Annotated in this window: 22 protein-coding genes; all 22 read left to right on the forward strand. The window is 38.1% G+C overall.

The features are described from left to right. Positions 1–9: 9 nt before the first annotated feature. The 22 genes from bamA to ACFSAV_RS10510 all read left to right on the forward strand — a co-directional run bounded on the left by bamA (position 10) and on the right by ACFSAV_RS10510 (position 21,275). Positions 10–2,382, forward strand: coding sequence for an outer membrane protein assembly factor BamA (bamA, locus tag ACFSAV_RS10405; protein WP_379099353.1), 2,373 nt, complete (start codon positions 10–12; stop codon positions 2,380–2,382). 110 nt (positions 2,383–2,492) lie between these two features. Continuing rightward, positions 2,493–3,074: an OmpH/Skp family outer membrane protein gene (locus ACFSAV_RS10410; protein ID WP_101775300.1), complete on the forward strand. Its 582-nt coding sequence runs from the start codon at positions 2,493–2,495 to the stop codon at positions 3,072–3,074. Continuing rightward, on the forward strand, positions 3,074–4,102 hold the full coding sequence (lpxD, locus tag ACFSAV_RS10415) for a UDP-3-O-(3-hydroxymyristoyl)glucosamine N-acyltransferase (protein WP_379099356.1): 1,029 nt from the start codon (positions 3,074–3,076) through the stop codon (positions 4,100–4,102). The genes ACFSAV_RS10410 and lpxD overlap by 1 nt, the downstream gene beginning before the upstream one ends. A 108-nt stretch (positions 4,103–4,210) precedes the next feature. Further along, a complete protein-coding gene (fabZ, locus tag ACFSAV_RS10420; RefSeq protein ID WP_101775302.1) occupies positions 4,211–4,669 on the forward strand; it encodes a 3-hydroxyacyl-ACP dehydratase FabZ in 459 nt (152 codons plus the stop codon). 17 nt (positions 4,670–4,686) lie between these two features. Continuing rightward, positions 4,687–5,475 carry an acyl-ACP--UDP-N-acetylglucosamine O-acyltransferase gene (gene lpxA, locus ACFSAV_RS10425; RefSeq protein WP_101775303.1) on the forward strand — a complete coding sequence of 263 codons (789 nt, stop codon included), beginning with the start codon at positions 4,687–4,689 and terminating at the stop codon, positions 5,473–5,475. Positions 5,476–5,551: 76 nt separating this feature from the next. Beyond that, positions 5,552–6,721 (forward strand): lipid-A-disaccharide synthase, encoded by a 1,170-nt coding sequence (gene lpxB / locus ACFSAV_RS10430; RefSeq protein ID WP_379099360.1) that lies wholly within the window; start codon positions 5,552–5,554, stop codon positions 6,719–6,721. Positions 6,722–6,730: 9 nt separating this feature from the next. Next, complete coding sequence (gene rnhB, locus ACFSAV_RS10435) at positions 6,731–7,324, forward strand: ribonuclease HII (protein ID WP_379099363.1); 594 nt, start codon at positions 6,731–6,733, stop codon at positions 7,322–7,324. Between the two features lie 31 nt (positions 7,325–7,355). Next, positions 7,356–9,212 carry an SLC13 family permease gene (locus ACFSAV_RS10440; RefSeq protein WP_379099366.1) on the forward strand — a complete coding sequence of 619 codons (1,857 nt, stop codon included), beginning with the start codon at positions 7,356–7,358 and terminating at the stop codon, positions 9,210–9,212. A 14-nt stretch (positions 9,213–9,226) separates the two neighbouring features. Then, on the forward strand, positions 9,227–9,913 hold the full coding sequence (locus ACFSAV_RS10445) for a CDP-alcohol phosphatidyltransferase family protein (RefSeq protein WP_379099368.1): 687 nt from the start codon (positions 9,227–9,229) through the stop codon (positions 9,911–9,913). After that, the gene (locus ACFSAV_RS10450) at positions 9,903–10,532 is read left to right on the forward strand and encodes a lysophospholipid acyltransferase family protein (RefSeq protein WP_101775308.1); all 630 of its coding nucleotides are present in this window, start codon (positions 9,903–9,905) and stop codon (positions 10,530–10,532) included. The genes ACFSAV_RS10445 and ACFSAV_RS10450 overlap by 11 nt, the downstream gene beginning before the upstream one ends. A 2-nt stretch (positions 10,533–10,534) precedes the next feature. Then, positions 10,535–11,464 carry a phosphatidate cytidylyltransferase gene (locus ACFSAV_RS10455; RefSeq protein WP_379099371.1) on the forward strand — a complete coding sequence of 310 codons (930 nt, stop codon included), beginning with the start codon at positions 10,535–10,537 and terminating at the stop codon, positions 11,462–11,464. A gap of 23 nt (positions 11,465–11,487) precedes the next feature. Further along, positions 11,488–12,075, forward strand: a complete 588-nt coding sequence (mog, locus tag ACFSAV_RS10460) for a molybdopterin adenylyltransferase (RefSeq protein ID WP_101775310.1) — start codon at positions 11,488–11,490, stop codon at positions 12,073–12,075. A 26-nt stretch (positions 12,076–12,101) separates the two neighbouring features. Then, the gene (gene glnB, locus ACFSAV_RS10465) at positions 12,102–12,440 is read left to right on the forward strand and encodes a nitrogen regulatory protein P-II (protein ID WP_101775311.1); all 339 of its coding nucleotides are present in this window, start codon (positions 12,102–12,104) and stop codon (positions 12,438–12,440) included. A gap of 2 nt (positions 12,441–12,442) precedes the next feature. Beyond that, positions 12,443–13,516 carry an AI-2E family transporter gene (locus ACFSAV_RS10470; protein WP_379099375.1) on the forward strand — a complete coding sequence of 358 codons (1,074 nt, stop codon included), beginning with the start codon at positions 12,443–12,445 and terminating at the stop codon, positions 13,514–13,516. 175 nt (positions 13,517–13,691) lie between these two features. After that, positions 13,692–14,867, forward strand: a complete 1,176-nt coding sequence (gene rlmN / locus ACFSAV_RS10475) for a dual-specificity RNA methyltransferase RlmN (RefSeq protein WP_379099378.1) — start codon at positions 13,692–13,694, stop codon at positions 14,865–14,867. Positions 14,868–14,890: 23 nt separating this feature from the next. Next, positions 14,891–15,442, forward strand: a complete 552-nt coding sequence (gene pilW, locus ACFSAV_RS10480; RefSeq protein WP_379099381.1) for a type IV pilus biogenesis/stability protein PilW — start codon at positions 14,891–14,893, stop codon at positions 15,440–15,442. Between the two features lie 114 nt (positions 15,443–15,556). Beyond that, entirely contained in the window at positions 15,557–16,504 is a 948-nt protein-coding gene (locus ACFSAV_RS10485; protein WP_379099384.1) for a RodZ domain-containing protein, read from the forward strand. Between the two features lie 26 nt (positions 16,505–16,530). Next, on the forward strand, positions 16,531–17,634 hold the full coding sequence (gene ispG / locus ACFSAV_RS10490) for a flavodoxin-dependent (E)-4-hydroxy-3-methylbut-2-enyl-diphosphate synthase (protein ID WP_379099387.1): 1,104 nt from the start codon (positions 16,531–16,533) through the stop codon (positions 17,632–17,634). Between the two features lie 32 nt (positions 17,635–17,666). Beyond that, complete coding sequence (gene hisS, locus ACFSAV_RS10495) at positions 17,667–18,938, forward strand: histidine--tRNA ligase (protein WP_379099390.1); 1,272 nt, start codon at positions 17,667–17,669, stop codon at positions 18,936–18,938. 18 nt (positions 18,939–18,956) lie between these two features. After that, entirely contained in the window at positions 18,957–19,568 is a 612-nt protein-coding gene (locus tag ACFSAV_RS10500; RefSeq protein ID WP_101775318.1) for a YfgM family protein, read from the forward strand. Positions 19,569–19,708: 140 nt separating this feature from the next. After that, entirely contained in the window at positions 19,709–20,533 is an 825-nt protein-coding gene (locus tag ACFSAV_RS10505) for an alpha/beta hydrolase (protein ID WP_379099393.1), read from the forward strand. Position 20,534: 1 nt separating this feature from the next. After that, positions 20,535–21,275: an esterase family protein gene (locus tag ACFSAV_RS10510; protein ID WP_379099396.1), complete on the forward strand. Its 741-nt coding sequence runs from the start codon at positions 20,535–20,537 to the stop codon at positions 21,273–21,275. Positions 21,276–21,278 lie beyond the last annotated feature (3 nt).

The raw sequence follows: 21,278 nt of genomic DNA on the forward strand, positions 1-21,278 counted from the left end.
ACATTCACGATGAAAAAACTTTTAATTGCGAGCTTATTATTTGGTTCAACCAGTGCATTTGCTGCGCCGTTTGTTGTTAAAGATATTCGTGTCGACGGTGTCCAAACAGGTACGGAAGGGAATGTACTAGCAGCACTTCCTGTTCGTATTGGACAGCGTGCAACAGATAATGATATTGCTAATGTTGTGCGCAAATTATTTATGAGTGGTCAATATGATGATGTTAAAGCAACACGAGAAGGCAATACGTTAGTTGTGACTGTTATGCCAAAACCGATTATTGCAGATGTTGTATTAGATGGTAATAAATCTATCCCAGATGAAGCATTGAAGCAAAATTTAGATGCGAATGGTTTTAAAGTAGGGGATGTTTTAAATCGTGCGAAGTTGGAAGAGTTTCGTAAAGGTATTCTTGAACACTATCATAGCGTTGGTCGCTATAATGCGAAAGTCGATACCATTGTTAATACCTTACCAAATAACCGTGCCGAAGTGAAAATTCAGATCGATGAAGATGATGTTGCTTTATTTAAAGAAATTACGTTTGAAGGTAATACTGTTTTCAGTACAAGTAAATTAGTCGATCAAATGGAATTACAAACAGATTCGTGGTGGAAGCTGTTTGGTAACAAGTTTGACCAGACTCAATTTAACAAAGATCTTGAAACAATACGTAGTTATTATTTAGACCGTGGTTATGCACAATTTCAAATTGTAGACACTGATGTCCAGTTAGATGATAGTAAGAAAGAAGCACGCGTTACAATTAAAGTTAAAGAAGGTGATTTATTTATTGTAAAAAGTGCACGTATTATCGGTGACGTAGGTGGCATGTCAGCGGAGCTTGCCCCTGTTTTAGATACAATTCAAATTAATGGACCTTTCCGTCGGGCTGATATACTAGATGTTGAGCAACGTATCAAAGCAAAACTAGGTGAAAGAGGCTATGCAACCGCACGGGTAAATGTGCATCCTAGTTTTGATGAACAAAATAAAACAATTTCATTAGATTTCATCGTCGAAGCAGGTAAAACTTATACTGTACGTCAAATTCGCTTTGAAGGTAATACAGTCAGTGCAGATAGTACATTACGTCAAGAAATGCGCCAGCAAGAAGGGGCATGGTTATCTTCAGAATTAGTGGAACTTGGTAAGTTACGTTTAGACCGTACAGGTTTCTTTGAAAGTGTTGAAACAAAAACAGAAGCTGTACCAGGTTCAGATCAAGTTGATGTAATCTATAAAGTCAAAGAACGTAATACAGGCAGTATCAACTTTGGTGTCGGTTATGGGACTGAAAGTGGTTTAAGTTACCAAGCAAGTATTAAACAAGACAATTTCTTAGGAATGGGATCATCAATTAGTTTGGCTGGTTCACGTAATGATTATGGTACAACAATTAACTTAGGTTATAACGAGCCTTATTTTACGAAAGACGGTGTCAGTCTTGGTGGCAATGTCTTTTTTGAAGAATATGATAGCTCAAAAAGTAGCACTTCTGCTTCTTATGGTCGTACTACTTATGGTGGAAACTTAACATTAGGTTTTCCAGTAAACGAAAATAACTCTTATTATTTAGGTGTTGGCTACACTTTCAATAAGTTGAAAAATGTTGTGCCTGAATACAATCGTGAGCTTTATTTAGCGGCAATGAAGTATGACAGTTGGACATTTAAAGCGCATGACGTTGATCTTTCTTTCGGTTGGAATTATAACAGTTTAAACCGCGGTTATTTCCCAACTAAAGGGATTAGAGCAAATGTAGGTGGACGTGTTACGATTCCAGGCTCGGACAATAAATATTATAAGTTAAATGCGGAAGCACAAGGTTTTTACCCACTTGACCGCGAGCATGGTTGGGTGATTTCTAGTCGTATTAATGCGTCCTTTGCTGATGGATTTAGCGGTAAACGTTTACCGTTCTATCAAAATTATAGCGCGGGTGGTATTGGAAGCTTACGTGGCTTTGCTTATGGTGCAATTGGACCTAATGCAATTTATCGTACTAAGAACTGCCCTAATGACTACTGTTTAGCCAGCACTGATATTATCGGCGGTAACGCAATGTTAACTGCAAGCGCCGAACTCATTGTACCAACGCCATTTGTAGCGGATAAAAACCAAAATTCAGTGAGAACATCATTATTCGTTGATGCAGCGAGTGTATGGAATACACGTTGGAAAGCTGAAGACAAAGCCAAATTCGCGAGTTTAAAACTTCCAGATTATAGTGACCCAAGTCGTGTTCGTGCATCAGCTGGGGTGGCATTACAATGGCAATCACCAATTGGACCGCTAGTATTCTCTTATGCGAAACCAATTAAAAAGTATCAAGGTGATGAGATTGAGCAATTCCAGTTCAGTATTGGTGGCACATTCTAGTAACATGTTGGAACTTATGACAAAATTCGTAGTCTAAACGCGTATCTGTGCCTGATAGTAAAGGCACAGAATATAATTTAATATTATTTACTTAATAGGAAAATGAACCAATGAAAAAAGCATTAAAAGTAACCGCACTTTCTTTAGCATTAGCATTCACATCTTCTTTAGCTATGGCTGCTGAGAATATTGCATTTGTAAGTGGAGATTATTTATTCCAAAATCATCCAGATCGCAAAATGGTTGCTGAAAAGTTAGAAGCTGAGTTTAAATCAAGAGTTGAGAAACTTGCAGAAAATAAAAAGCAAGTAGATGAGAAAATCGCAGCCTCGCAGAAAAAAGTGGAAGCAAAAATTGCTGCATTACAAAAAGAAGCGCCGAAATTACGTAGCGCAGATATCAAAAAACGTGAAGAAGAAATTAACAAGTTAGGTAATGCAGAACAAGAAGCGATTAACAAACTGGTTGTTGCACACGATGAAGAAGTGAATAAATATCAAGAAGATTATGCAAAACGTGAACGTGAGGAAACAACAAAATTAGTTAACAGCATTCAAACTGCAGTGAATAACGTAGCTAAAGAGAAGAAGTTTACTTTAGTCTTGAATGAAAGCGCAGTGGTATTTGCAGATGATGCAAAAAATATTACTGAAGACGTATTAAAAGCGATTCCTGCAACACAGGCGAAATAATGCAAGTCTATTCTCTACAAGAATTAGCACAACAAATCGGCGCTACCATTCGTGGTAACGCCGATGTTGTTGTTGAAAGTATCGCGCCTTTAGATAAGGCAAATGACAAGCAGCTTACTTTTATTTCCAATGCTAAATTTCGCACATTATTACCAGAATCAAAAGCCGCTATCTTGATTGTTTCGGAAGCGGATGTAGAATTCTGTGCAGCACACAGCAATTTATTAATCGTTAAAGATCCTTACGTCGCTTATGCTGTTTTAGCACAATATATGGATAACACGCCAAAAGCGGCTTCAGGCATTGCGCCAAGCGCGGTTATTTCTGAAAGTGCAATACTAGGTAATAATGTATCAATTGGTGCCAATGCAGTGATTGAAGATGAAGTTCAACTGGGTGATAACGTTGTTATCGGGGCGAACTGTTTTATTGGTAAGAAGACTAAAATTGGTGCAAATACACAGCTTTGGGCTAATGTCAGCGTTTATCATGATGTTGAAATTGGACAACATTGTTTGATTCAATCAGGTGCTGTAATTGGTAGTGATGGTTTTGGTTATGCTAATGATCGTGGTCGCTGGATTAAAATTCCTCAGGTCGGGCAAGTGATTATTGGTAATCATGTTGAAATCGGTGCTTGTACTTGTATCGATCGTGGCGCGCTTGATGCAACGGTAATTGAAGATAATGTGATTATTGATAATTTATGCCAAATTGCACATAACGTACATATTGGAACAGGTACTGCAGTTGCTGGTGGTGTGATCATGGCTGGCAGTTTAACTGTTGGTCGCTATTGCTTAATTGGTGGGGCAAGTGTGATCAATGGTCATATGGAGATTTGTGATCAAGTGACGATTACTGGAATGGGCATGGTGATGCGTCCAATTACAGAACCTGGTGTTTATTCTTCTGGTATTCCGTTGCAAACCAATAAAGAGTGGCGTAAAACGGCTGCACTGACCTTAGGCATAGATAGTATGAACAAACGACTGAAAGCCTTAGAGAAGCAATTTGAGAAGAAGTAACGTAAAAAACGAGCCGCACTTTTTCGCGGTTCGTTTTGTATTCAACGGTTAAATACCGTATAATTTGGCTAGTTTTATCATTTTTATTTTTAATTGAAAGGTACTATTGTGACAACTGAAAATACTGTAGTAAAAACCATTGAAGCAAATGAAATTATGACCTTACTGCCACATCGTTATCCGTTCTTACTTGTGGATCGTGTAACGGATTATGAAGCAGGTAAGTGGTTAAAAGCAGTAAAAAATATCAGTGTAAATGAGCCTTGTTTTACAGGTCATTTCCCTGAACAGCCTATTTTTCCTGGCGTACTTATTTTAGAGGCAATGGCACAAGCGACAGGGGTTTTAGCTTGTATTACACACCGTAAATTAGAGAATGAGCTATATTACTTTGCTGCAATTGATAATGCGCGTTTTAAACGCCCAGTGTTGCCTGGCGATCAAATGATTTTGGAGGTTCACTTTGTGAAAGAACGTCGTGGTGTAACGCGTTTCACGGGTGTTGCGACAGTGGATGGACAAGTTGTCTGTGAAGCTGAATTAATGTGTGCTCGCCGTCCTGCATAATAATTAAGGAGTCAAGAATGATCCACTCAACAGCGCAAATTCATCCAACTGCCATTATCGAAGATGGCGCTAAAATTGGTGAAAATGTTGTTATCGGTCCTTTCTGTATCGTTGGTGCAGAGGTTGAAATTGGTCGCGGAACAGTTTTACATTCTCACGTGGTTGTTAAGGGTATTACTAAAATTGGTTGCGATAACCAAATTTTTCAATTTGCAAGTATTGGTGATACTAACCAAGATTTAAAATATCAAGGTGAACCAACGAGAACGGTCATTGGTAATCGTAATCGTATTCGTGAAAGCGTGACCATTCATCGTGGGACAACTCAAGGTGGTGGTGTGACTGTTATTGGTGATGACAATTTATTGATGGTCAATGTGCATGTAGCACATGATTGCCGTATTAAAAATCGTTGTATTTTAGCTAACAACGCAACGCTTGCTGGTCATGTTGAATTGGATGATTTTGTGATTGTAGGTGGTATGTCTGCAATTCATCAATTTGTCATTGTAGGGGCGCATGTGATGCTGGGTGGTGGTTCTATGGTGAGTCAGGATGTTCCACCTTATGTGATGGCACAAGGTAACCATGCAAAACCATTTGGTGTGAATATTGAAGGGCTAAAACGCCGTGGCTTTGATAAACCAACACTACATGCTGTACGTAATGTATATAAACTAATTTACCGCAGTGGCAAAACATTAGAAGAAGTCATGCCTGAAATTGAACAAGTTGCGGCGAAAGAATCAGCGATTAGTTTCTTTGTTGAATTTTTCAAACGTTCAACACGTGGAATCATTCGTTAACTCATTAAAATTTTGTAAAAATCGACCGCACTTTTTCTGTTTAAAAGTGCGGTTGTTTTTTATTTAGGATCTGAATATGGAACAACAGACAAAATCAAATCCCACTATTGCGATTGTTGCTGGCGAAGTGTCAGGTGATATTCTTGGTGCGGGGCTAATTCGTAGTTTAAAAATTCGTTATCCCAATGCACGTTTTATTGGTATCGCTGGGCAACATATGCTGGCAGAAGGTTGTGAAACTTTAGTTGATATGGAAGCGCTTTCGGTAATGGGATTAGCTGAGGTGGTAAAACATTTGCCTCGCTTATTAACTATTCGTCGCCAGCTGATTCAAACCATGTTAGTAGAAAAGCCTGATATTTTTATTGGGATTGATGCTCCCGATTTTAATATTGATGTAGAGTTAAAATTAAAACAGCAGGGAATTAAAACTATTCATTATGTTAGTCCATCAGTTTGGGCATGGCGGCAAAATCGTATTTATAAAATTGCTAAAGCAACTAATTTAGTATTGGCTTTTTTACCTTTTGAAAAAGCATTTTACGATCGTTTTGATGTGCCTTGCCGCTTTATTGGTCACACTATGGCGGATGCGATTGCATTGAAACCGAGCCGTCGAGAGGCTTGCGCGTTTTTACAACTTGATGAAAAACAACGTTATGTCGCTATTTTAGTGGGGAGTCGCAGCGCAGAAGTTGAGTTTTTAACCCCTCCTTTCTTACAAGCAGCACAGCTGTTAAAACAACAATACCCTGATTTACAATTTTTAGTGCCATTAGTAAATGAAAAACGTCGTCAGCAGTTTGAGCAAATTAAGGCACAAGTTGCACCAGAACTCGAATTGATTTTATTAGAGGGTAAGGCGCGCCATGCCATGATTACCGCAGAGGCAACCTTACTTGCTTCGGGTACTGCCGCTTTAGAAGCGATGTTATGTAAATCACCAATGGTGGTTGGCTATCGTATGAAGAGCACAACTTATTTTCTTGCCAAACATTTGGTCAAAACGGAATACGTATCGCTGCCTAACTTATTAGCCAATGAAATGTTAGTGCCCGAATTGATTCAAGACGATTGCACAGCAGAGAAATTAGCAGAAAAGCTTTCAGTTTATTTAAGTCAAGAGGAGAGTGCATTACAACAACGTCATCAGCTGATTCAGCGCTTTATTGATTTACATAAGTTGATTCAGTGTGATGCCGATCAAAAGGCGGCGCAAGCAGTCGTGGATTTATTAGCAGAATAAGGAAATAACATGGAATTTAAATATCCTGCAGGTATTGAGTTAATTGCTGGTGTAGATGAAGTGGGACGTGGTCCACTTGTGGGTGCTGTAGTGACAGCGGCTGTTATTTTAGATCCGAATAAGCCAATTGAAGGATTAAAGGATTCTAAAAAATTATCTGAGAAAAAACGTTTATTACTCGCAGAAGAAATTAAACAAAAAGCACTTGCTTGGAGTTTAGGACGAGCAGAACCCGAAGAGATTGATGAATTAAATATTTTACATGCCACGATGTTAGCCATGCAAAGAGCGGTAGAAAATTTAAAAATTCAACCGCACTTAGTGTTAATTGATGGGAATCGTGTGCCTAACTTATCAATGGCAGCACAAGCGATTGTGAAAGGTGATGGCTTAGTCGCTGAAATTAGTGCTGCTTCAATTTTAGCCAAAGTCGCTCGAGATCAAGAAATGAAAGAACTCGATCTACAATATCCACAATATGCTTTTGCGCAGCATAAAGGCTATCCAACTCAATTGCATTTACAAAAGTTAGCTGAATTTGGACCTTTACCACAACATAGACGAAGTTTTTCTCCTGTGCGAAAACTATTCGATAATGTATAATTAATCAACAAGTTAACTTTGGGAGTTCATCGTGGATCTCGACTTGCAAAATGGATTATGGGCTAGCCCATTGTTTTGGGTTTTAGCACTGTTATTTAGTGCAATTGTGTTATTTGTACGTAATAAAATCCGCATGGATGTGATTGCATTATTGGTGATGGTCGCATTTTCATTAAGTGGGATTTTGACAGTTAATGATGTACTGGCAGGCTTTAGTGATCCGAACGTGATTTTAATCGCTTTGTTGTTTATTGTTGGTGAAGGGATTGTCCGTACAGGTATTGCTTATCAAGTTAGTGAATGGTTACTGAAGGCGTCTAATAATAATGAAACCAAAGTACTCATTTTATTAATGTTAGCCGTTGCTAGTTTAGGTTCATTTATGAGTTCAACAGGGATAGTAGCAATTTTTATTCCTGTGGTATTAGTGATTTGCCAACAAATGAATATTTCACCAAAACGTCTTATGATGCCACTGAGTGTGGCTGGTCTTATTAGTGGCATGATGACATTAATTGCTACAGCGCCTAATCTTGTCGTGAATGCTGAGTTAATCCGTAATACTGAGTTTCGCTTTAAGTTTTTTGACTTCACGCCTATTGGTTTAGTGGTATTGACTATGGGCATTTTGTACATGTTAGTGGCTCGCCGTTGGCTGACAGATCCTAACGAACAAACAACGAAAGAGACCAGTCGTCGTTCTATGAATGACTTGATTAATGAATATGGTTTACGTGAACGGACTAAACGATTAGTGGTTAAGAAAGGCTCTTTGTTTATTGGCAAAAATCTAGATGAATTGCATTTGCGTTCCAGTTATGGCTTGAATGTATTAGCAATTGAGCGTTGGAAACGTTTCAGACCAAACTTTATTGCCGCATTAGGTACCTCAGAAATTCGTGAAAAAGACATTTTACTGATGGATATTAGTAATCCCGCATTCGATCTAGAACAATTTTGTCAGGAAAATCAGTTAGAAATTGCCGAAATTAGAACGCAAAACTTTTCGCAACAAGCAAAATCTATTGGTATGGCTGAGATCACTTTAGTCCCTGATTCAGATTGTATTGGTAAGACTACTGCAGAACTGCGCTTCCGTTCACAATTTGGTTTAAACATAGTTGGCGTCAAGCGCGATGGTGAAGTGTTGGCAGGTAATTTTTCTGAGGTAAGTTATTCTTTAGGGGATTTAATTTTAGTCGTCGGTGACTGGAAAGCGATTGAGCAAATGCAGCATCATACTAAAGATTTTTATGTTTTAAATTATCCGTTAGAAATAGAACGCGCTGTCCCTGCAGCAAGTCAAGCGCCACATGCTGTGTTATCAATTTTAACGATGGTAGTATTGATGGTCACTGGCGCTGTACCTAATGTGATTGCTGCACTTATTGCTTGTTTAATGTTAGGTTATTTTCGTTGTGTTGATGGTAAAAGTGCCTATGAATCCATTCACTGGTCTAGCTTGGTACTCATTGTCGGCATGATGCCATTTTCTATTGCATTACAAAAAACAGGTGGTGTCGATTTGGCTGTAAAATTAATGCTAGATGCAGTTGGTGGACTTGGATTGCATGCTGTGTTAATGAGCTTATTCTTACTTTGTGCAGCCGTGAGTTTATTTATCTCTAATACTGCAACTGCAATTTTAATGGCACCTATTGCAATTACGATTGCCCATCAATTACAAGTTTCACCAATGCCGTTTGCGATGATTATTGCCGTAGCGGCTTCCGCTGCCTTTATGACGCCCGTTTCTTCACCTGTAAATACTATGGTACTTGGACCAGGTGGCTATAAGTTTGCTGATTTTGTCAAAGTTGGTGTGCCTTTTACGTTATTAGTCATGGTAGTAAGCGTATTTTTAATTCCCCTATTGTTTCCGTTCTAAATTGAGGAGGGAAAATGAGTATTTATGATTTAAAACCAAAATTTCAGAATCTATTACGTCCTATAGCAGTTAAACTCGCTACACGTGGCGTGACAGCAAATCAAGTGACGTTACTTGCTTGCGTTATTTCAGTGGTTTTGGGCATTGTATTGAGTATGCTTGCTTGGGTACATTGGTTGTTTATTTTGATTCCAATTTGGTTATTTGTGCGTATGGCATTAAATGCTATTGATGGCATGCTTGCTCGTGAATTTAACCAAAAATCACGTTTGGGTGGTTATTTAAATGAAGTGACCGATGTGGTTTCCGATGCAGCATTATATTTGCCGTTTGCTTTAGTTACACCTTTCGATCCCTTATTGATTGGTTTGATTATTTGGTTGGCAGCACTCACTGAATTTTGTGGTGTATTAGGGCAAGTACAAGGGCAAACCCGTCGTTATGATGGTCCTTTAGGTAAAAGTGATCGCGCCTTTTTATTTAGTTTACTTGGTTTAGTTTATGTTTTTGTACCACAGTTACCTGATTGGCTATATTGGTTTGCATGGGCAGTGATTTTATTATTAGTACTGACTTGTGTGAAACGTGTTCGAGGCGGATTAGCTGAAGAACCAACATTAAAGGCTGCGGAAACTTTCCAAAAACAGACCGCACTTGATATCCCAACTGATGTTCAACAAGGAGAAGACAATGCTCGCTAAATTGGTAGATTTTATCCTCTGTCGTTTTACTTCTTTTATTACAGGTGTTCGCGCACAAAAAAATATTGCACAACAAGCAACTGACAAACATCGTTTGTATTATGCAAACCATAATAGTCATGGTGATTTTATTTTATTGTGGGTGTCATTACCTTATGAAGTACGCAAAAATACACGTCCAGTTGCTGGTGCAGATTATTGGAAAAAAGGGAAAGTACGCCGCTTTTTAGCTGAGAAAGTATTCAATATGTTATTGATTGAACGTGGTAGTGATGATCCTAAAGTGATCACCGATAAGATCAGTGAAGTACTACAGGAAAGTTCATTAATTATTTTTCCAGAAGGTACGCGCAAAATCGATGACGATGTACAATTACAGCCATTTAAAAGTGGTTTATATCATGTGGCAAAACAGAATCCCGATTTAGAACTTGTCCCTGTTTGGATTAGCAATATGCATAATGTGTTACCAAAAGGCTTTATGCTGCCAATCCCATTGTTATGCGACTTATATCTAGGCGAGCCGTTGAGCTATCAACATAATGAAGACAAAGCAGATTTCTTAGTACGTGCTGAAAATGCATTATTAAGTTTAAATCCAAAGTATAAGGGAGAATAAAAATGGAAATATGGCAACTCTTTTGGGGATTAATTTTTACCCTTGTTATCGCTTCATCTATTGGTTATGCACTTAAATGGAAAGTCGGTTTTGCAACACCACATGCAGTAATTGATAACCTCAATGCGCGTATTAACGCATGGTGGGTCATGATTTTGATCATCTTTGTCGCTGCATTTATGGGTTTTTATGGTGTCATTGCTTTATTTTTCCTCATTTCGTTTATGGCATTACGTGAGTTTCTCTCCTTAATTTATATTCGTCGTGGTGATCACCTTGCGTTGGCGGCTTGTTTTTATGTCATTTTACCTGTGCAATATTATTTTGTGGCGATTGATTGGTTTAGCATGTTTACCATCTTCATTCCTGTCTATGCTTTCTTATTTTTACCTATTTTGTCTGCGTTGTTAGGTGATGCTTCTCATTTCTTAGATCGCTCAACTAAAGTCCAGTGGGCGATTATGATTTCCGTATTTTGTATTTCACATATTCCAGCTATTTTAACGCTAGATATTGATGGTTTCGAAGGTAAGCATTTATTGTTGATGATTTTTTTAATTTTAGTCGTACAAGCAAGTGATGTGCTGCAATATGTTTGGGGTAAACTGTTTGGTAAACATAAAATTGCACCTACATTATCGCCATCAAAAACAGTGGAAGGGTTTGTGGGCGGTGTGATTAGTGCATCAATTTTAGGCGGATTATTATATTGGCTAACGCCATTTACACCCATTCAAGCTATATTAATGAGTTTGCTAATTTGCTTAATGGGTTTCTTAGGTGGATTAGTGATGTCTGCAATCAAACGCAGTATGGGCGTGAAAGATTGGGGTAACATGATTAGTGGACATGGAGGAATGTTAGATCGGATGGATAGCCTTTGCTTTGCTGCCCCAATCTTCTTCCATGTTGTTAGGTATTATTGGGTTTAGTCGTAGATAAAAAAGAGGAAAACATGACCGCACTTTTAAAGATTGGTTTAGTTTCAGTGTCTGATCGTGCTTCACAGGGAGTTTATCAAGATCAAGGCATTCCAGAATTACAAGCATGGTTAACAAATGCATTATGTGAGCCATTTGAAGTTGAAACCCGTTTAATTCCAGATGAACAAGCACAAATTGAAAAAGCATTATGTGAGTTAGTAGACGATTACCATTGTCATTTAGTATTAACGACAGGTGGGACAGGACCAGCGAAACGTGATGTCACTCCTGATGCTACTTTAGCAATTGCTGATCGTGAAATGCCAGGCTTTGGTGAGCAAATGCGTCAAGTCAGTTTGCATTTTGTGCCAACGGCAATTTTATCGCGCCAAGTCGGTGTCATTCGTAAAAATAGTTTGATTTTAAATTTACCGGGTCAGCCTAAGGCAATTAAAGAAACGTTAGAGGGCGTAAAAGATGAACAGGGCAATGTGATAGTGAAAGGCATTTTTAGCGCTGTGCCTTATTGTTTACAATTGATTGATGGCATTTATATTGATACTAAACCCGAAGTGATTGAAAGTTTTCGACCAAAATCAGCCCGTCGAGAAACCTACTAACGTGCGGTCAAAAATAGGAAAATTTTATGAAAAAGATCGAAGCAATTATTAAACCGTTTAAGCTCGATGATGTGCGTGAAAGTTTGTCAGATATTGGAATTACTGGCATGACAGTTACTGAAGTGCGTGGTTTCGGTCGTCAAAAAGGGCATACTGAATTATATCGTGGTGCAGAATATATGGTGGATTTTTTACCCAAAGTGAAAATGGAAATCGTCGTGACAGACGAACAAGTAGAACAATGTATTGAAGCTATTATCGAAACCGCGCAAACTGGCAAAATTGGTGATGGTAAGATTTTTATCTATGATGTAGAACGTGTCATCCGCATTCGTACTGGCGAAGAAAATGAGGATGCGATTTAGGTATGCAAAATCAATCTTCGATTTTACAGGTATTACTGGCATTAGCTGCGATAGTCATTATTCTTGCAGGAGTGAAAGCCGCAACTGAAATTGCTGTTCCTTTTTTGCTTGCTTTATTTATCGCGATTATTTGCGCGCCAGTGATTAAATTCATGACAGATCGCAAAGTACCTCATTGGTTAGCAATTGCGATCTTGCTAGTGATTATTTTTGTGATTGTGTTTTTCTTACTCGGTTTAATAAATAGTACGATTCGTGAATTTACTCAGTCGATTCCACAATACCGTCTTTTACTATCAGAACGTGTTGCGAGCGTAATGGCGTTAGCGCAAAAATGGAATATTCCATTGAGTATTTCACAAGAACGAATAATGGAGCATTTTGACCCAAGCATTATCATGAACTTTGTCAGCCGGGTATTTTTAAGCTTTTCGGGTGTAGTGACTAATATTTTTGTATTAATGCTGGTTGTGATTTTCATGTTAAGTGAAGCGCCATTTGCTAAACATAAATTAGCCGTTGTGTTTAGTTCAAATTCACAAGATATTGCGAAAGAAGAACGTTATATCAATCGTGTATTACAAGGAGTAATTAGCTATCTTGGCGTTAAAACACTGACAAGTTTATTAACAGGTTTTTGTATTTATCTATTACTGGAAGCGTCGAATGTTCAATATGCGATTCTATGGGCAACGTTAGGCTTTTTGCTAAACTACATCCCGAATATAGGTTCGATCATTGCGGCAATACCCATTGTTGTTCAAGCTTTACTACTTAATGGATTTCCGACTGGTATTGGTGTGGCTATTGGTATTACAGTGATTAATATGGTTGTCGGTAATATTCTGGAGCCACGTATGATGGGCAGAACCTTAGGTTTATCCACTTTAGTTGTTTTTCTTTCATTGCTTTTTTGGGGATGGTTACTTGGTACTGTGGGAATGTTACTTTCTGTTCCACTTACGATGGCACTTAAAATTGCCCTCGAAGCTAGCCCAACAACTTTAAAATACGCGCTATTATTAGGTGAAGTCGAAGAAGAGGACATTATCCCACCTTCAGAAGAACAAGTTTAAAATTACGAAAAAACGCACCGCACTTTTTGCTTTCTGCGATCCAGATCGTAAAAAAGTGCGGTGCGTTTTTATAGCATTTGGGGAAATTGCTAGATTAATACGCAGTAACTCTGTACAATCGCAACTCATTTTTACAGGCGATTATCTATGCCGCAATGTGTAATAACGAGGCTTTATGTTAGACAAACAAACTTGTGCTGAAAACCCATTGAAATCTGTGGATGTATCAGTAGAAACAGTGAAAAAAATCAATTTAATGAACTTAACGCGTCAACAAATGCGTGAGTTTTTCAAAGAATTAGGCGAAAAGCCATTTCGTGCTGATCAATTAGTGAAATGGATTTATCATTTTGGCGAAGATAATTTCGACAACATGACCAATATTAATAAAAAGTTAAGAGATAAATTAAAACAAGTCGCTGAAATTCGCGCGCCAGAAGTTGCAGTAGAACAGCGTTCTGCTGATGGTACGATTAAATGGGCAATGCAAGTAGGCGATCAGCAAGTAGAGACAGTGTATATTCCAGAGGCGGATCGTGCCACCTTATGTGTTTCTTCTCAAGTAGGCTGCGCTTTAGCTTGTACTTTTTGCTCAACTGCACAACAAGGATTCAACCGTAACTTAACTGTATCTGAAATTATTGGTCAGGTATGGCGAGCATCCAAAATTATTGGCAACTTTGGTGTTACTGGTGTACGTCCAATTACGAATGTAGTGATGATGGGGATGGGGGAACCCTTATTGAATGTGGCGAACGTGGTGCCAGCTATGGAGATCATGTTAGATGATTTTGCTTATGGTTTGTCAAAACGTCGTGTCACTCTATCGACTTCTGGCGTCGTGCCTGCATTAGATAAGCTCAGTGAAATGATTGATGTTGCTTTAGCGATTTCATTACATGCTCCTAATGATGAGCTACGTGATGAGATTGTGCCAATTAATAAAAAATATAACATCAAAATGTTAATAGATTCAGTCAATCGTTATTTGACAGTATCTAATGCTAATCATGGTAAAGTGACGATTGAGTATGTGATGTTAGATCATGTGAATGATAGCATTGAGCACGCACATCAATTAGCGCAAGTGTTGAAGAATACACCATGTAAAATTAATTTGATTCCATGGAACCCTTTCCCAGCAGCGCCTTATGCCAAAAGCTCAAATACACGTATTGATCGCTTCCAAAAAACCTTAATGGAATATGGTTTTACTGTAATTGTACGTAAAACACGTGGCGATGATATTGACGCGGCTTGTGGACAGCTCGCAGGCGATGTGATTGATCGAACTAAACGTACTGCACAGAAAAAGCAATTTGGTGAGCCAATTTCAGTGCATAATCAATAAAAATTAAGTAAAAAGGAGAAAAAATGAACGGCACTTTAATACTGATTTGGCTTAATATTTTTTCTCTTTTACTTTCAGCTTGTGTATCACAAGTGGATACTGCGACATTTAATAAGCAACAGGCGGCGAAAGCGCGAGTCGAATTAGGCTTAGGTTATTTAGCACAGCGTCAATTTACACAAGCTAAACTGAATTTTGATAAAGCCCTTGCTTATGCCCCTAATTATTATTTAGTACATTCCGCATTAGCTTATTTTTATCAGGAGCAAGGTGCATTTCAATTAGCTAACCAAGCTTATTTAGCAGCACTTAATCTCGCTCCCCAGCAAAGTGATGTTCTGAATAATTATGGTGTTTTTTTGTGTAAGCAAGCGAAGTTTGAACAAGCTTATACCCAATTTAATCATGCTTTAGCTACTGCTAATTATTATCAGCAAGCTGATACTTATGAAAATATAATTCTTTGTGCATTTTCGGCAAAAGATAGCGAACGTTATCAGCAGAATTTGCAATTGTTAGCTCAAATCGATGCTTCTCGAGCGCAAAAACTTCTTCGTTTATTCGCGTTAAATTAGTAAATTATCGAAAAACGAGAATTAGGCTCAGTTATCTATGTAATTACTATTGCAAAAGCCACCTTACAACTTTAAACTTTACCCTTTGAATTTTGTATGAATCGATGGTGCTAAATGAATAATGCGACAAATAATCTTGAATCTAACGCCTTGACCCTCGGCGAGCAATTTCGCCAAGCTCGCGAGGCACTCAATCTATCTCTTGAAGATGTTTCTAAAAAAATCGCACTTAGACCCTCGATTTTACAATTGATTGAAAATAATGAATTAGTCCAAAGTACTATTCCTGCTGCTTTCATGAAAGGTTATGTGCGTAATTATGCAAAATTTTTGAAGTTACCTGAATCAGTTTGGGTACATGCAAGTTTTGGCGAAGACCACAAAAATGATTTGGGTAAAAATGCGCGTGCGACTAGGGCGGTTAATCACTATTCTTCACATAACCATTGGATTGGTTGGCTAAGCTTATTAGTCGTATTCATTGTCGCCGGCATGACAGGTCTTTGGTGGTGGGAAAATTACAAACAATCTAATGCTGAGCGTGATAGTTTAGTTCAAAGTTATGTAGAAACTGTGCCAAAAACGTCACCAATTGAAAATAGTACGCCTCCGACTATTATTGTGAGTAACCCTGTCGAGATTACTACACCAAGAACCGCAGCAACATTTCCTATAGAGACAAATATTAATTCAGTTGATATTCCAGTGGTGATTAATCCACAAGATAATCAACCAATTACTTCTGCGGGTGTATTAAAAGCAGAAATGGACAAATTAGATGAAAAAACAGATAAGCCTATCACTGATAATATGCCTGTTTTGACAGAATCAAATGTGCTTGATATTGAATTCACAGGAACTTGCTGGATTAGTGTGCAAAATGAACAAGGTAAAATTCTTGCACAAAAAGAATATAAGCAAGGTGATACATTGAGCTTTGATGAAGAGGGGAGTTACTCGCTTATTATTGGTGTACCTGGTAATGTAAAAATTACTTATAAAGGTGAAGATTATCCATTAAAAGTAGATGGTCGTGTCGCAAGATTTAAATTACCACAATAATGTGGAATATGGGATAACAAAGCAAAATGTTAGCAAAACCAACAATTAAACGCAGAGAATCAAGCAAAATTTATGTCGGTAATGTACCTGTTGGCGATGATGCCCCTATTGCTGTGCAATCGATGACAAACACTCGTACAACCGATGTAGAAGCAACGGTCGCGCAAATTAAAGCACTAGAACGTGTTGGTGCCGATATTGTGCGTGTTTCTGTGCCAACGATGGATGCGGCAGAGGCATTTAAATTAATTAAGCAGCAAGTAAATGTCCCTTTGGTTGCTGATATTCATTTTGATTATCGTATTGCATTAAAAGTGGCTGAATATGGTGTAGATTGTTTACGTATTAATCCAGGTAATATCGGACGTGAAGATCGTATTCGTGCGGTAGTGGATTGTGCGAGAGATAACAATATTCCAATTCGTATTGGAGTGAATGCAGGCTCGCTTGAGAAGGATTTGCAAGAGAAATATGGTGAGCCAACACCAGAAGCATTATTAGAGTCTGCATTACGTCATGTTGAGATTTTAGATCGTTTGAATTTCGATCAGTTTAAAGTCAGTGTAAAAGCCTCAGATGTATTTTTAGCCGTTGAATCTTATCGTTTATTAGCAAAAGCGATTAAACAACCATTACATTTAGGGATTACTGAGGCAGGGGGAGCGCGTGCTGGCGCGGTGAAAAGTGCGGTCGGTTTAGGCATGCTTTTAGCTGAAGGTATTGGCGATACCTTACGTGTATCATTAGCTGCTGATCCAGTCGAAGAGATTAAAGTGGGTTTTGATATTTTAAAATCACTGCGAATTCGTTCACGTGGCATTAACTTTATTGCCTGCCCAACCTGCTCACGCCAAGAATTTGATGTTATTGGTACAGTAAACGCACTTGAACAACGTTTAGAAGATATTATTACACCAATGGATGTTTCAATTATTGGTTGTGTTGTGAATGGACCTGGAGAAGCGCTAGTTTCAGATTTAGGCGTGACGGGTGGTAATAAGAAAAGTGGTTACTATTTAGATGGTGAACGTCAAAAAGAGCGTTTTGATAATGATGATTTGATTAATCAATTAGAAGCCAAAATCCGTGCGCGTGTGGCAACACAAGATCCAAAAAATAGAATTATTTAAAATAACAAGAGAAAGAAGTAGGACATATTATTGTGGCAAAAACAATTCAAGCAATTCGTGGTATGAATGACTGCTCGCCGACTGAAAGTCTATTATGGCAGTGGGTAGAAGGCAAAGTGCGGTCAGTTTTACAAAATTATGGTTATTCTGAAGTCCGTATGCCTATCGTGGAAAGTACCCCTTTATTTGCGCGTGCGATTGGTGAAGTAACTGATGTTGTTTCTAAAGAAATGTACACTTTTTGGGATAATGATGAACAGCTAACTTTACGTCCAGAAGGAACAGCCGGCTGCGTGCGAGCAGCGATTGAACATGGCTGGATTTATAATAATGAACAACGTTTATGGTATATGGGACCTATGTTCCGTCATGAACGTCCACAAAAAGGGCGTTATCGTCAATTCCATCAAGCTGGTGTCGAAGTATTTGGTATTGCTAACCCAGAAATTGATGCTGAATTAATCATTTTGACAGCACGCTTATGGAAAGAACTCGGTATTGATCAGCATGTGACTTTACAGCTGAATTCAATTGGTTCTTTAGAAGCGCGTAAAAATTATCGCTCTGCATTAGTGGCATTTTTACAGCAGCATGTAGCGTTATTAAGCGAGGAAGAAAAAGAACGTTTAGAGAAAAATCCGTTACGGATTTTGGATACGAAAAATCAAGCATTACAAGAGGTGTTAAACGATGCACCTAAACTATTAGATTATTTAGATGATGACAGTCGTGAGCATTTTACCCAGCTTTGCGAGTTACTTGATGCGGTAGGTATTCCGTATGAAATTAATCCTAAATTAGTACGTGGTTTAGATTATTATAATAAAACCGTATTTGAGTGGGTCACTTCTGCACTAGGTGCACAAGGCACAGTTTGCGGCGGTGGACGCTATGATGGTTTAGTTGAGCAGCTTGGTGGTCATGCTGCTTGTGGAGTTGGTTTTGCAATGGGGCTAGAGCGTTTAGTGTTGTTGGTACAAGAGGTGAATGCTGAAATTAGCTTGCCTAATGCCGTCGATATTTATCTTGTTTATCAAGGAGAAGGAACAACGCTTGCTGCTTTCCAATTAGCAGAAAAACTTCGTACTACCTTACCGCACTTACGTACTATGTTACATTGCAGTGGTGGTAACTTTAAAAAGCAATTTAAACGCGCAGATAAAAGTGGAGCGACGTTAGCATTAGTGATTGGCGAAAGCGAAGTGCAAAATCAACAGGTTGTGGTGAAGCATTTACTTGGTGGTGCGGAACAACAAACACTTGCATTGACTGATGTTGTTGATTACATTAAGAATCATTTTTAAGCAAGAGGAAAGAGTAATATGGCTTATACTCCAGAAGAAGAACAAGAACTAAATGAAATTAAAGCGTGGTGGAAAGAAAATTATAAAGTCTTAATCGCTTCGATTGTGGTGGCATTTGCAGGTGTGTTTGGTTGGAATTATTGGCAGAGTTACCAAGCTAATAAGATTCAGCAAACATCAGTATTTTATGAGCAAGCAATTTATAGCTCACAAGATTTTGCCACTAAAAGTGCACAAATTGATCAGTTTGTACAAGCACATAACAAAACGAGTTATGCTGTTTTAGCGTTATTAGAAAAAGCAAAATTAGAAGTTGAAAAGGAAGAGTTTGCTCAAGCAGAACAGTCATTAAAACAGGCATTAGCACAATCATCAGATCAAACGCTATCTTCAATTAGCGCATTACGTTTAGCCTCTGTGCAATTTCAACAACAAGCATTTGATGCTGCGTTAGAAAGTTTACAATTGGTTAAGGAAGCAAGTTGGGATAGTCGTAAGAGTTTATTAACAGGCGATATTTTACTTGCTAAAGGCGATAAAATTGCGGCTAAAGCCAGTTATGAGCAAGCGCTGCAAAATGCCTCTGCTCTAGAAGCTCAATGGTTGCAAGTGCGGTTAAATAATTTATAGTTTTCATTGAATTGAAAAAATCCCCAAAAAACTTGGGGATTTTTTTATGACTAGAATTGTTAAAATCATCTTCACATTTTGTATTATTTTTATGCTATATTGCCACTTTTGTTGTACTGTAATAATGAATTAATAAAAAAATGGATACACAATTTTATTTACCTCTTGAGAGCCACCAATTACCCGTTCCTTATCAAACTATGTCTAGACGCATTCGCGTTTTGTTACCAAAAGATTATGCGGTAAATCCAAATAAATTTTACCCCGTTGTTTATATGCATGATGGGCAAAATGTGTTTTACAGCAAAGAATCTTTTAGCGCACATTCTTGGAAAACGATTCCTTTGATTAAAAATAATGTTGCGTTGGCGGATATGATCATTGTGGGTATTGATAATGATGGTGCTAATCGTGTCAATGAATATTCAGCTTGGCAATTTGATGCAAATGTATATTTGGGAAGAGAAAATATTGGTGGAAAAGGTAGGGAATATGCGGATTTCATTATTCATGTTGTCATGCCTTTTGTGAATAGCACTTATCGTACTAAGTCTCAGAAAGAATATACAGCGATGATTGGTAGTTCATTGGGTGGCAATATTACTCAGTTTATGGGGATAGAATATGCAAATTATATCGGTTGTTTAGGTGTTTTTTCATCAGCCAGTTGGTTGACACCAAATGATTTCCAACGCTATTTTGAGAATCATGATTTAGATTTGAATCAAAAAGTTTATATTCAAGTGGGAACGCAAGAAGGTGATGATACAGATAGCCAGTTTACGACAGGTAATATACAGCAATTGTATATTGATGCATCGTTAAGTTATTATCAAACTTTATTACAAAAAGGAATGCCGATAAATCAAATAAAACTCGAAATTATTGCTAATGGTATTCATTCAGAAACACAGTGGGCACAACATCTTCCGAATTGTTTATATTTTTTAAGTCAGGATTGGTAATATGCATTTTGAACGTTTAAGCCACTACAGTGGTCATCTTCAGCGAGAAATGAAATTAAATCGTTATGGTCATACAGGACTGCCTATTTTAGTTTTCCCAAGTTCAGGTGGTACGCATAATGAATATGCTGATTTTGGTATGATTGACGCCTGCCAGCAATTTATTCATCAAGGAACGGTACAGTTTTTTACGTTATCAAGTGTTGATAGCGAGAGTTGGTTAGCGAATTGGAAGCACCCTCATGATCGCGCCCAAATGCATACAGCCTATGATAATTACTTAATTGAAGAAGCGATTCCTTTTATTAAACATCATACTCAATATTTTGCACCTATGATGGTTACTGGCTGTAGTATGGGTGGGTTTCATGCCGTCAATGTGTTTTTACAACATCCAGATGTGTTTAACAAAGTTATTGCATTAAGTGGTGTTTATGATGTGCGTTATTTTGTTGGTGAGTATGGTGATGATCCATTAGTCTATCGTAACTCGCCAAGCCAGAATTTATGGCTGCAACAAGATGAGTGGTTTTTAAATAAATATCGTGAAGCTGATATTGTTATTTGTACAGGCCTTGGTGCTTGGGAACAGGATGGCTTACCTTCATTTTATCAATTACAACAAGCGTTTGCTGCAAAACAGATCCCCGCATGGTTTGATACTTGGGGACATGATGTCGCGCATGATTGGGATTGGTGGCGGATCCAAATGCCTTATTTTTTAAATAAATTGAATTTTTAGGAG

It is taken from the genome of Pasteurella oralis, assembly GCF_042681465.1.
In the GTDB taxonomy this organism is placed as follows: Bacteria; Pseudomonadota; Gammaproteobacteria; order Enterobacterales; family Pasteurellaceae; genus Pasteurella; species Pasteurella oralis.

Bases quoted from the DNA above. Each gene is read 5' to 3' on its own strand.
- bamA (WP_379099353.1), top strand. From the start codon at position 10: ATGAAAAAACTTTTAATTGCGAGCTTATTATTTGGTTCAACCAGTGCA.
- ACFSAV_RS10410 (WP_101775300.1), top strand. From the start codon at position 2,493: ATGAAAAAAGCATTAAAAGTAACCGCACTTTCTTTAGCATTAGCATTC.
- lpxD (WP_379099356.1), top strand. From the start codon at position 3,074: ATGCAAGTCTATTCTCTACAAGAATTAGCACAACAAATCGGCGCTACC.
- lpxA (WP_101775303.1), top strand. From the start codon at position 4,687: ATGATCCACTCAACAGCGCAAATTCATCCAACTGCCATTATCGAAGAT.
- lpxB (WP_379099360.1), top strand. From the start codon at position 5,552: ATGGAACAACAGACAAAATCAAATCCCACTATTGCGATTGTTGCTGGC.
- rnhB (WP_379099363.1), top strand. From the start codon at position 6,731: ATGGAATTTAAATATCCTGCAGGTATTGAGTTAATTGCTGGTGTAGAT.
- ACFSAV_RS10445 (WP_379099368.1), top strand. From the start codon at position 9,227: ATGAGTATTTATGATTTAAAACCAAAATTTCAGAATCTATTACGTCCT.
- ACFSAV_RS10450 (WP_101775308.1), top strand. From the start codon at position 9,903: ATGCTCGCTAAATTGGTAGATTTTATCCTCTGTCGTTTTACTTCTTTT.
- ACFSAV_RS10455 (WP_379099371.1), top strand. From the start codon at position 10,535: ATGGAAATATGGCAACTCTTTTGGGGATTAATTTTTACCCTTGTTATC.
- mog (WP_101775310.1), top strand. From the start codon at position 11,488: ATGACCGCACTTTTAAAGATTGGTTTAGTTTCAGTGTCTGATCGTGCT.
- glnB (WP_101775311.1), top strand. From the start codon at position 12,102: ATGAAAAAGATCGAAGCAATTATTAAACCGTTTAAGCTCGATGATGTG.
- ACFSAV_RS10470 (WP_379099375.1), top strand. From the start codon at position 12,443: ATGCAAAATCAATCTTCGATTTTACAGGTATTACTGGCATTAGCTGCG.
- rlmN (WP_379099378.1), top strand. From the start codon at position 13,692: ATGTTAGACAAACAAACTTGTGCTGAAAACCCATTGAAATCTGTGGAT.
- pilW (WP_379099381.1), top strand. From the start codon at position 14,891: ATGAACGGCACTTTAATACTGATTTGGCTTAATATTTTTTCTCTTTTA.
- ACFSAV_RS10485 (WP_379099384.1), top strand. From the start codon at position 15,557: ATGAATAATGCGACAAATAATCTTGAATCTAACGCCTTGACCCTCGGC.
- ispG (WP_379099387.1), top strand. From the start codon at position 16,531: ATGTTAGCAAAACCAACAATTAAACGCAGAGAATCAAGCAAAATTTAT.
- ACFSAV_RS10500 (WP_101775318.1), top strand. From the start codon at position 18,957: ATGGCTTATACTCCAGAAGAAGAACAAGAACTAAATGAAATTAAAGCG.
- ACFSAV_RS10505 (WP_379099393.1), top strand. From the start codon at position 19,709: ATGGATACACAATTTTATTTACCTCTTGAGAGCCACCAATTACCCGTT.
- ACFSAV_RS10510 (WP_379099396.1), top strand. From the start codon at position 20,535: ATGCATTTTGAACGTTTAAGCCACTACAGTGGTCATCTTCAGCGAGAA.